Source organism: Reichenbachiella sp. MALMAid0571 (assembly GCF_040151475.1).
In the GTDB taxonomy this organism is placed as follows: Bacteria; Bacteroidota; Bacteroidia; order Cytophagales; family Cyclobacteriaceae; genus CAXBNB01.
Genome location: NZ_JBDKWG010000111.1, coordinates 1 through 12,524, shown reverse-complemented (window position 1 = coordinate 12,524; position 12,524 = coordinate 1). Strand labels below are relative to the sequence as shown.

The following is a 12,524-nucleotide window of genomic DNA, read 5'->3' as shown; positions in this document are numbered from 1 at the left end:
AATGCAATGCTATCAAAAAGGACAAGGGGCAGGGCACACTGACGAAGCTGTCGGTTACTTCACTAAAGCTGAGTCGCTTTGGACGGAGGCTGATGGAAAGGATAAGCTGATTTACATACTCAAGGCCAGAGGTAATGTGCATATTAGAATGCAAAATTATCCTAAGGCTATTCAGGATTTTAATAAAATTATTCAAACCAAACCGGATAATATCCGTCATCTTGCCGAAGCATATATGAGCCGTGGTGTGGTGATGTCTTATTCTGAAAATTTCGATGGAGCCATAGCTTCTTATAAAAAAGCCATTGAGACAGCCCCGCCTAACCTCATAGCGGTAAATAATCTTTCTATTGTATATAAAAAAGCAGGGCATAACGATCTATATGAAGCAAATCTTAAGAAAGCTGCAGAACTTGGTTCTCAGACTGCTATCTCTTCTTTGTATTATGACCTGAAAATAGACTATAGGCCTCAGCAAAAAGAAGCACTGGCAAAAGATGAACAATGGCAGCAACTCTTGACTCTTGAGAAACAAGGAAATGATTTACTTGATCAAAAAAAGAATGATGAGGCAATGAAGGTTTTTGTGGAAATGGAAGATATTTATCAGTTAAGGGGTGATGAGGAAAACAAAGTATACGCAGTGAATCAACAGTCTTACATTGAAAGAGAAAAAGGCAATTACCAAGCAGCCGAAAACCATGCTGTCCGGGCTGTATATAGTTCTTATCCCAGTGCCTTTTCATATACTCAACTGGGGTATGCCATGTACTACAATGGAAAACAAGTAGAAGCTGTAGATATCTGTAAAAAAGGTTTGCAACGATTTCCAGGTAATACAAGTATTAAAGGAGCAATCTCCTGGATGTACTCAAAAACTGCAGATGATTTTTACAATAATAAAGAATATGTGAAGGCATATAACCTTTATTACACTGCATTTAATGAAAATGATAAAGATGCTAATGCAATTAAAATGGCTGGTTATTCAGCTTATAATGCTAAAATGAACAAAGAAGCATTAAATTGTTTTTATATGGCTATAGGCACAGATGCTGGTTTGAAAGGAGAACTCAATCAATATGTTGAGTACTTGAAAACGGTAGTGAAATAATTGATGAGGTGTTCTTATATCCTAATAGCCTGGATATTTCTATCCAATGCCTATGCTCAAGATAGCAGTAATGAAATGGATCACCCAATGGTACTCAAGCCATCAGGGCACAAGGGGATTGTTTGGGATATGAGTCTTACATCTGACGGGAAGCATATCATTACTGCTGGTCAGGACAAAACAGTTAAGATTTGGGATGTGGAAAATGACTTTGAGCAAAGAGGGGAAATTCTGGGGTATATAAGCAGTGAAAACTATGGGTCTGTATATGCGGCAAGGGTATCTCCAAACTTAAAATATATAGCCACAACTGGATTTTTCGGAGATCGGGATCATAGAAAGCAGATCATGGATATCCGTATCTATGATTATTCGACTAAGAAAATCATTGGTATTTTAGAAGGTCATGCGGATGTCATGTCAGCCCTCAGATGGAGTGCAGATAGCAGGTACCTCATATCAGCTTCCCGGGATTACTCCGTTCGGATTTGGGATATTGAAACTCAACAACTAAAGGTGCTTTTAAAGGGGCATGGAGATCAGGTAAATTCAGCTGATATTTTTGGTAATCATGTTGTCACTGGCTCAAAGGATAATCTGATTATGTTGTGGGACATCAATACGGGGGCAAATATGGCAACTTCATTTGACCATCTGGATCAGGTTCGACAAGTGGTATTCGATCCTTCAGGTAAATATATTATTTCCGGTGGTTCTGATAATCAAATCAACATTTACAATTCGTCACTTCAATATATGAATGGCCTGTCTTTGAAGCAAACGGCTAGTGCCATGTCTTTTTCAGCAAATGGAAATTACCTGCTAACAGGTTTTAATGACGGTTCTGTTCAAGTGTTTGAATTTTCAGATGGTAACCTGACTGAAATAGCTACTACAAAGTCGCATACCGGAGGATTTGTGGCGGGTGTGGTTATGACCAAAAACAACCAAATCATAAGTGTTGGTGGAGCAGATGGTAATTTGGTTGTTTCCCAATTTATTGATGGTAAGATGAAAGAAATAATGCGAAAGACACCCAGCAACCAAAAAGTATGGGGTGCCAGTCTTAATGGAGACCTGATGGTGTTTTCCACCGAATCAGAATCTTTTATGCTTGGTACTAATGTTTATCAATTTAACAAGGGCTTCAACTTTGTCAGTCGGGATTATGAAGACTTAGATAAGACTGAAGATTTTATTACCATGACGATGGGCAAGGGACTATCTAACCGGACGGCAAGTTTTAAAGGTAAAAAATATGATTTCAGAGCTCCGATAGTCCAAATGGGAGCCTTATATGCCAGTGAAGTGTCAGATAAGATTGTCGTGACTTATAATCCGCCGGGCGAAGATACTTCCTGGCATGAACAAAAGGGGAAATATACCGGATTTAAAAGCGGTCAAATTGTAACACAGGTATATGATCGTACAAAAATATATGGGTTTACTTTCACGCCCGATTCCTTGTTGATTGTAGGTGGTTCATCAGGTTATCTGAAGGCTTTTAATCTCAATGGTAAAGTAGTGTCTGAACTTTTTGGGCACGAAGATGTCGTTTTTACAGTCAACATGTCTCAGGATGAAAAATGGATATTAACAGGATCACATGATCAAAGCATTCGAATTTGGGATGCAAGTCTCGTTGGTAAGCAAAAAAGTCTTGTACCTACTGCTACTTGTTTTTTTAGCAATGATGGCGAATGGATAGTTGTTACCGATCAAAAATACTATATGAGTTCAACTAAGGGCGGTAAGTATGTCGGTTTTCATCAAAATCAGGGGTTGAGAAAAGAAGCTAAGTTTTATCCATTTGAAAACTTTGACTTAAAATACAATCGTCCGGACAAAGTATTGGAAATCATGGGTCTGGGATCACAACGCTTAAGAGAATTGCTTTACCTCGCATATCAGAAAAGAGTGAAGAAAATGGGGTTGAAGGAAGAAGACATATCTGGTAATATCAATTTGCCTGAAGTGGTTATGAGTACTGTAAGTGAGACTGTAAAGGATAAATTTTACGAGATCAATATTCAGGCTTTGGATAAAGAATTAATGCTTGATCGTATCAATGTATTTGTAAACGATATTCCGATTTATGGTACGGGTGGTATTTCAGTAAGAAATGAGAAGAACAGGCAAAGTATCTCAAAAAAAATAATGATCGAGTTGATGTCTGGTAAAAATAAAATTCAGGTATCGGCTATGAATATTGCAGGTGTAGAGTCTCTTAAAGAAACAGTTGATGTGTTTTATGATGGAGAAAGACCCAAGCCTGATTTGCATGTAGTGGCTATAGGAGTGTCCAATTACAAAGACAGTCAGTACAATCTGACCTATGCCAGTAAAGATGCCAATGATATATCCAATTTGTTTTTTGGGCATCATCAACGCTTCAATAAAATCCACATCCATAAGTTTACTGATGCTCTGGCTCAGAAAGAATTGATTTTGGCTGTAAAAGAAAAGCTACTCAAAACTAAAATAGAAGATGAAGTAATCGTATTTGCAGCAGGGCATGGCTTGCTTGACGAAAATCTGGATTATTATTTTGCCACTCAGGACATAGACTTCAACAATCCTTCAGGAAGAGGATTGAAATATGAAGAACTCGAAGGTTTGCTGGACGGTATCCCTGCCCGTCAAAAATTGATGCTGATCGATGCTTGCCACTCTGGTGAGGTTGATAAGGAAGATACAAAATTGATTGCTTCTGCGGTCAGTTCTTCCAATGTATCCACCCGGGGATTTACCAAGAAACCACAGCCAGTAGGTATGGACAATGTTTTTGAGCTGATGCAAGAATTGTTTGCTGACCTGAGAAGAGGAACGGGAGCAATGGTCATATCCTCAGCTTCCGGAGTAGAGTTTGCCTTTGAGTCAGCCGACTGGAAAAATGGTGTGTTTACCTATGCCTTGATAGAAGGTCTAAAGTCAGGAAAATGCGACACCAATAAGGACAAGGAAGTGCAAATATCCGAACTTAAAAATTATGTTTTTGACCGTGTAGAAGAATTGACCAATGGCAAACAACACCCAACCAGTAGGAGAGAGAATCTGGAATTTGACTTTGTGGTGTGGTAACTGTTTTTCTTTTTCATTCTCTCTGATTTTCACCCACCCAATTCAAAAGTAATAAAGTATTTACATCGGCGATTTCCCTTACCTCATTATACCCAAGATAGGGTATAGTACTTAGCAGTATGATTTTCTAGCTTTACTTGCAAACAAAACGCTAAGTCATGGATGCTAATAAAAAAACAATTAAACATTGTCTTCTTTTGTTTATCTTTTGTGTTACACATCTGACTTTTGCGCAAACTCCTCCACCGCTTAAGAAAGTAGATGTAGAACAATACCAGTTGATGCCTTCGAGCAGCAAGATTTTCGGTGTTACCAATATAACTACTGTGAAGTTTAATCTGGAGGGAAACAAAATCTTGTTCCGATCAGGAAGTCATAGTGCTAAAGCGTGTAACGTATATTCAGGAGAAACACTGTGGGAGGTAGAAGGATCCGAATACGAGCCTATGGCCTCAACTATCCTAGCATCTGACCCCAGGTTTGTAATCATTGGGAATAACATATATGCTGGTGGCAAGATTAAAATGTTGACATGGGACGATGGGAAAGAAGCTGGATCTTTATCACCTTATGCTTCCGGTAGAAACGGACTGGATTATTTTTCATTTTGGGGAGATTTGGCGTGGACAGGGCCAAACGGCAATATTATGTCCTATAGTTTTAAGTCGAATACGTTTGGATCTAAGGGATTTGTAGGACATGACAGTGAAATTTGGGCTTTGAAATTCGATTGGATTGGCAATATTATCACCGCAGGTTTGGACGGAAAAATAATGAAATGGAATAGTGTCTATCCCAAAGACAAGGAATCGCCAAGAACGTTTCAGAGAGACAGTTCCGAGTTGATTTATGCATCATCAAAAAAGCTTATTTCTCTTGCCACTTTTCAGTTGAAAAAAGGAGACAGCAACCCATCTGATATTATTGTGGCAGGGGGTAATCATGGTACGGTCTTATTAATTTCTACCAAAACAAAACAGCTGGTGCATCAGTTCGAATTGCCTGATGGAACTGTCACGAACCTCAAATACCATCCGACAGATAATGACATACTGGTAGCTACAGGTAAAAATCATATCTACTTTTATAGTTTTTCAAGGAAACAGATCATACGTACAATACAGACCACTGGTGAAATTTACGGATTTGACATGACTTATAATGGAGACAAAATCGCTGTAGGTATGGCAGATGGAGTTTTTCAAATGTGGTCACTACCAAGAGAAAAAAGAGATATAATGGCATTTGACCTTTATGTTAGTAAGACTACTGCACCAGAAAGTTTGACAGGATCGCTTACCAAATATATGAGCTCAAAAGTTGTGGATATAGAATGTATGAATATACTTTCTGTGGAAGAGAGATCAGCAGCAGCAAAAGAAAGTGGGACTTTTGTGGGTAATTGGGCATCTAACCCTTACCTGGCTGAAAGAACAATTAAGGGTATTGACTCAGTTGATGGGTACATTACTTCCGCCCTGATGGATTCTGATAAAAACTCTGGAGGCTATGTCCTTTCTTTTGCTTATTTCACTAAATCCGAGGGGAAAGTCAATTACATGTCAAAAGAAGTGACCGGAAATATAGAGGCTTTAAAAGCTGCCATGGATGAGCATATATCGGAAGTCTGCAAGTTTGTTAGATAGGTGTAACAAAGAACCTAAATCATAGACTAAACTACTTTTGGATTGTAAAATTTGAAGCATGATCCTGAGGTAATTAACAAATGAAGAAAGATGAAAAAGTATTTCAATACGTATTGCTGCTTACTCATTATAGGATTAGAGTTTTTGATTTTTGAAGGAGGACTATGCCAAGAAGTAACTATCATTAAGAAACAAAAATATGGAGTCGCTACAGAAAGGAAATCAGACTTAGCAAATATAATTCCGCAAGATGGGCATACTGATCAGGTGAACTGCATACTTTTCACTCCAGATCAAAAATTTCTGATTTCAGCAGCAAGAGACAATTTGATTAAGATTTGGGACGTAGCGAGTGGTGGCATAGTTAGAACTATACCCAGTCCAGATAATAGTACAGTAGAATCCTTAGCCATTAGTCCAGATGGGCAGTTCTTGTTTGGTGGAGTGTATGGTAAGCGTAAGGGAGAAAATATCAAAGAGTATCAAAGCAATATCTATTTATGGGAAATGAGTAGTGGCAGACTTCTAAAAACTTTTGTTGGACACAATAAGCGAGTGTCAGATTTAAGTGTTTTGTTAGGTGGTAAAAGGTTTGTATCGGCTAGCGAGGATAAGACTATCAGGACTTGGGATATTCAAACCGCACGCAATATATTGACTATCAGTGGTCACCAGTATCCGATAAAAGCAATTGCACTCAGTGAAGATAAAAAAAGTGTTTATGCAGGAGGTGGAGAAATGGGGCCTATTTATGTTGCTAAATATGGAGAAAAATATAACCCACCACCAAAAAGGAAGGAGCTCATGCAGTGGGATTTAAAGACGGGAAAACTCATCAGAAAGCTGAACGGTACCGAAGATATTGTCAATGATATGACCTTCTTAAATGGATTCCATCAACTGGCAGTGGCTTCTGAAAGTGGTAGCATTGACATTTATGATACTGGTACGGGCTCGTTAGTTAATAGTTATCCAATTCCGAGAAGGCTTAAAAGCAAATCTGTTCCTGCTAAGACTGTGATTTCAAACCGAAGTTCAAACTTACTATTTGCTGCTGGGATGCGAGACTCTTTTCAACTTTTGGATGGAAGAAATATGTCCTTAATTAAGGATATCAGACCTGAAAGCAACCTTTCAGAATATGGGATTGATTATGTAGTAAGTGCTGATTTCAACGACGATCATGATCTCGTTGCTACGGCTTATTTCTTCAAAAATTTTGTTGACTTTCACGATATAAGCAGCGGACAAGAAATCCGAAAACTGACAGGCCAGAAACTACTGATTCCTTCTTTGATAAAAATAAGCACTTCTGGGAAATATGCAGCTATTGCTTACAGCCATGATGGATATGGAGGGTCAATAAAGATATTAAATTTACAAACAGGAGCAATCGAAAAAAATCTTACCGTCAGTCATGACAACATTGGTTTGCTTGTGGATTTAAAAAAGACACAAAGAAATGACTATAGCCTTTATTGGCATTCATTGGCTTTCTCACCAGATGAAAAAACAGTTCTTGCAGGGGCAGCTGAAACATATGTCGCATGGGATGTGAAATCAGGCAAAGATCTTTATTCAAAGAGGTATAATGATATCTTTCAATACAGTTATGGGGTTCACACTTCCTTGGATTATAGTCCTGATGGAAAATATCTAATTATTGGTCTGCGATCTGCTTTCGATATTTCTACATCAACCTTTAATCGCAAATATGTTGTTAAAAGTATGCAGAAAGGAATCGCTGATCCTTATGTTGTAAAAGGGAGCACTTACAGCACACGTGATGCTAAGTTTTCTCCCAACGGTAAATATTTTGCCACAGCGCATGTCAACAATGAACTTAATATTTGGGATACTTCGATTCTCAAATGGGGTGAATACGATGCAAATGTACCAGACATAAAACCATTCCGATCGATAAACATTACGGCTGATAAAATTGATTTTAGCCCATTTGGAGCAAGACTAGTTTGCATTACAAATAATAATGAAATCCAATCCTATGATGTAAAGACAGGGAAGCTTCTTTTTAAGCATACCTCGGAGAATGACGATATTCACCTTAGATACTATACTGATATAAAAGTTAACCCTGACGGAAAAACAATAGCTGTAAGCCAGGGTAGTGCCTCTGCTACCACCTTCATTTTGATTTACGATATTGTTTCTGGTGAACTTTTGAAAACGCTCAGGGGGCATTCAAAAATTATCTATAATATTGAGTTTACTCCTGATGGGAAAAGTCTGTTGAGTACTAGTGACGATGGCACAGTAAGGTTATGGGATGTTGAATCAGGACTTGAGGTGTGCTCCATTATTGCTACTGGTGGTACATCACGAGTGATCACAACACCTGAAAATTATTATATGAGTTCAAAAGATGCCATCAAGGCTATTGGATTCAATTACAATAGTTCTTTTTTTCCTATAGAACAGTTTGATCTGGCATATAATAGACCTGATTTAGTGGTCAAAAAAATGGGTTATGCTCCTTTGGAATTGGTGGATGCTTATCAAAAGGCCTATGAGAAAAGGGTTTTAAAAATGGGTTTTTCACCAGAAATGATTAGCACTGAATTTCACCTTCCGGAAGTAGAAATTCGAACTAAAGATGTACCCGTCACGACTAGAAATAAGAAGTTTAAAATTGAAATTCAGGCATCTGATTCCAAATATGATTTGGATCGATTGAATGTGTATATCAACGACATTCCTGTTTTTGGAGTAAAAGGTTATAGCCTGCGTGACAAAGGGAAGTCTTCTGTTGTGAAAGATTTTGATATTGAGTTGTCTGAAGGTCAAAACAAAATTCAGGTTTCTGCACACAATGTTCAGGGGACGGAAAGTTTAAAACAGATGATCAATATACAATATATAGGGGAGCCTGTCAAACCCAATTTATATATAGTGGCGATTGGCGTATCAGACTATATGGATAACGAATACGACCTGACCTATGCGGCTAAAGATGCCACAGATTTTGTTAATCTAATGAAAAGCAATACAGAGAGTTACAATAATATCATTCCTATTTTGATCACTGATAAAAGGGCAGTAAAACAAAATATTATGGCTGTAAAAGAGACACTTCTGGAATCCAATGTCGATGATGAAGTGATTCTTTTTGTAGCTGGTCATGGACTGGTAGATGACAATCTGGACTATTATTTTGGTACGTATAATGTGACCTTTGATATGCCTTCATTTAATGGCTTGCCTTATCATGAATTAGAAGGTTTGTTGGATGGCATTCCGGCCAGAAAAAAACTCATGTTGATTGATGCTTGCCACTCTGGTGAAATTGACAAAGAAGAGTCAACGGTATCTGTAGCTACTGTGAATACTACTGGTGTAAAATCACGTGGTTTCAAAACAGTTGAGAAAAAGAATCAGATAGGAGTTAAAAATTCCTTCGAAATGATGAAAGAACTCTTTGCCGACTTAAGAAGAGGCACGGGTGCTATGGTGATCTCGTCCGCATCAGGGGTGGAATTTGCATTTGAATCTGATGAATGGAAAAACGGAGTTTTTACTTATGCTATGCTCGAAGGACTAAAGTCGGGAAATTGTGATGCTGATAAAAGCGGTTCGGTGCAAGTATCAGAACTCAAAGATTATGTATTTGACCGTGTCGAAGAATTGACCAATGGCAAACAACACCCAACCAGTAGGAGAGAGAATCTGGAGTTCGATTTTGTGGTATGGTAGAGTTTAACATACTGAATATCAGTTGTTTGAATTGTTGCTGAGACTGGGTTTTATATATTTAAATAATATTTTTGACCATGAAAAAGACACTCACACTCATTTTATGCCTAAAAACCATATGTCATTTAGTTGCCCAGGATACTGGTAGTTATCAATTACAACTTCAGACTTTGCATAAGCCTATAATTGTTGCTATTGCCCATGACAATTCATTCTTTATCACTGGGGATCAAAAAGGATTGCTAAAGGTTTGGGAAACTTCGACTGGAAAGTTGCTACGAAATTATTATGGACAAGCCACAGGCAGAGACTATGCCCCAACTAAGAGGATTGTCATCAGTCCAGACAATAAGACTGTATATTCCTATTCATTGTCAATCCATGAGGCATTGCTAAATATTTGGAATGTTACTACTGGCGAAACTGTTTATAAAAAAAGTATTACATCTGGTATGTCAGGATTTCTTAACAATAACAATGTATCAGAAAATGGAGAAATAATTATTGAGAACACCAAGTATGTCTCCAAAACAAAAGACCCATCTAAGATTGTCTTTATGGTTCCCGCTAAGAATCCCGCAGGCTCAGATTTGGATTATAGCCTTTTATCAATCGATGGGAAGGCTGTTTATGCATTTTATTGGGATGGATCTATGGTGGAGTACGCCATAGAAACTGGCCAAATTCAATCGACACTTCCTACAGGCAGTTTTACCACGCAAGGTAAAAAGAGTGATTTTTATATTCATCCGGATGGTGGGAAGGTAGTTTATTCTACACTTTATTCTAACTACACAGGATATTTTGATATAAGACAAAAAAACGATGTACCACTTATTAATTCATTTGTACATGATTACTTTAAAATATTGAAAGATGGTCGTATGGTATCATCCGACATTCCCAAACTGTATGGTGAACACTCCAATGTGTTTTTATGGCAAGGGTCGGATAAAGAGCCAATCACAGACCTTTTTCTTAAGAACCTGAAGAATAAAAATTTGATTATAGAATGTTTGGATGTTTCAGACGATTCAAAATATTTGATAGCCTGTGGAGAAGGCGATTATTCTGGAATATTCATAGTTGACTTAGAAAAAAAGACCTTTCTAAGAGAATTAAAGGGAACAAAAAATAATATAAATGGGATGTCCACAGATGCCAAGGGTAGGTATATGGTTTTGTCAGGGGAAGATCAAGCTTGCAGGGTTTGGGATCTTAATCAAGGACGGGTAAACAAACTTTTCAATCAAAAGGGTATATCCAATGCTCTGATTTCCAATGACGGAAACAATGTCGTCTATATGAGTACGTATCTGTCACGAGAGCAGGATCCAGGCAACTCAAAATTTTATAAAACTATCAATGTTGAAAAAGCATTGAACTTTGAAAGACTGACAGGTAAGCAAATCCCAATTCGTTATTTGCATGATATTGCCAAAATGGACAAATCCAACGAATACTTTGGATGGGTGAAAATAACTGGCAAAATTGACTGGGTCAATCAGGGCTACTTACAGGAATATAGTCAAAATATGCTGGCTAGGGGGTCTTTTGGTAAAGACAATGCAACTAACTTAGTTCCTTATGGGTTTCATAGCAACGGCTCTAAAGAACCAGTGATTATTGAAGGGGTGAGTCTAAAAAAATTAGAAAATTCCTCATTTGGTATTATTCCTAACACTCGCAATAGTAAGATTTCTCCTTCAGGGGAAATCATATGGTTACGGGGTGGTTGGGATCAGCACTCGTCAAAACGAGGAAAGCATCCAGAATCAACAGCCAGTGGAATGAGAATATCGATTGGGGAAGAGTTGCTGATTCGCACGAAATGGCCGGAAGAACTTAATGTTGTCGATATTGTATTTTCGGTCGATGACCAATATGTTTTCGCATTTGATGCCAATACTAAAAACAATCTGGTATATATATTGGATAGCCGGACTACTCAAACTGTTCGAACAATTTCTACCCAGCATACTCAGATATTTTCAATAATTCCATTTCATCAAGGGTTTGACATCCTTATTTGCGGTGACAAAGGTTTTGATATTTATGATTACACCACTGGTGAATTGAAGAATACAATCTCAATGACTCAATCTGAGCAGTGTTTAGGCATATTGCCAGAGGATAAATCGATTGTTACGTCTATAGATTTCAATTCGGCTTTTCAAATCAGGTCTATTGAGAATGGCAAAATAATCCTAAACATCTATCCTACAGGGCCATTTGATCATGCAGTAGTGACTCCTGATGGTTTTTATGCTGCTTCAAAGGGCGTAGGAAGTTATCTTCATTTTGTCAATGGAATGAAAACATTTGGGTTTGATAATTTTGACTTGGCCTTCAACCGTCCCGATATTGTCATGCAACGATTGGGAAAATCAAATGCAGCAGAAGTATTGGCTTTCAAAAACGCTTACCTTAAGAGATTAAAGAAAGTCGGCTTTACAGAAGAACAAATTGGCAAAGAACAGCACCTGCCAGAGTTGGCGATAGTAACAAAAAACCTCCCAATTGAAACCCTTCAAGCCATGTTGAATTTTAAAATATCCGCATTTGACACCAAATTTTTGCTTGATCGGATCAACGTTTATGTCAATAGCGTTCCCGTTTATGGTATCAAGGGAATGGATATCCGACAGTTGAACTCCAAAAAGCTTGAAAAGGAACTCACCCTGCAACTTTCGTCAGGTGAAAACGTCGTACAAGTTTCAGTACAAAATGAAAAGGGCATGGAAAGCATAAAAGAATCCTTTTCTGTTTTTTACTCTAATCCTGTAAATGCCAGTACCTATGTTGTGACTATTGGTGTTTCTGACTACAAAGACAACAACTACGACCTCAACTATGCGGCAAAAGACGCCAATGATATAGCCGCCAAGTTCGGTACAGATGCTTCCAAGGTTTTCAAAATCACCGACACCAATGCCACCAAGGAAAAAATCCTGGCTGTCAAATCATCATTG

At 38.0% G+C, this 12,524-nt stretch carries 5 protein-coding genes; all 5 read left to right on the top strand.

Translation table 11 applies throughout. From position 1 onward, the window contains the following. The first annotated feature begins 1 nt into the window (after position 1). Positions 2-1,114: a tetratricopeptide repeat protein gene (locus AAOP42_RS06295; RefSeq protein WP_349527622.1), complete on the top strand. Its 1,113-nt coding sequence runs from the start codon at positions 2-4 to the stop codon at positions 1,112-1,114. A 3-nt stretch (positions 1,115-1,117) separates the two neighbouring features. Continuing rightward, a complete protein-coding gene (locus tag AAOP42_RS06290) occupies positions 1,118-4,195 on the top strand; it encodes a caspase family protein (protein WP_349527621.1) in 3,078 nt (1,025 codons plus the stop codon). A gap of 158 nt (positions 4,196-4,353) precedes the next feature. Beyond that, positions 4,354-5,841, top strand: a complete 1,488-nt coding sequence (locus AAOP42_RS06285; protein ID WP_349527620.1) for a WD40 repeat domain-containing protein — start codon at positions 4,354-4,356, stop codon at positions 5,839-5,841. A gap of 90 nt (positions 5,842-5,931) precedes the next feature. Next, positions 5,932-9,552, top strand: a complete 3,621-nt coding sequence (locus tag AAOP42_RS06280) for a caspase family protein (RefSeq protein ID WP_349527619.1) — start codon at positions 5,932-5,934, stop codon at positions 9,550-9,552. A gap of 77 nt (positions 9,553-9,629) precedes the next feature. Next, on the top strand, positions 9,630-12,524 hold a 2,895-nt coding region (locus tag AAOP42_RS06275), incomplete at its 3' end, for a WD40 repeat domain-containing protein (RefSeq protein WP_349527618.1).

What these genes read in the sequence shown, in the direction of transcription:
- AAOP42_RS06280 (WP_349527619.1), top strand. Translation starts at nt 5,932, where the DNA reads ATGAAAAAGTATTTCAATACGTATTGCTGCTTACTCATTATAGGATTA.
- AAOP42_RS06285 (WP_349527620.1), top strand. Translation starts at nt 4,354, where the DNA reads ATGGATGCTAATAAAAAAACAATTAAACATTGTCTTCTTTTGTTTATC.
- AAOP42_RS06290 (WP_349527621.1), top strand. Translation starts at nt 1,118, where the DNA reads ATGAGGTGTTCTTATATCCTAATAGCCTGGATATTTCTATCCAATGCC.
- AAOP42_RS06295 (WP_349527622.1), top strand. Translation starts at nt 2, where the DNA reads ATGCAATGCTATCAAAAAGGACAAGGGGCAGGGCACACTGACGAAGCT.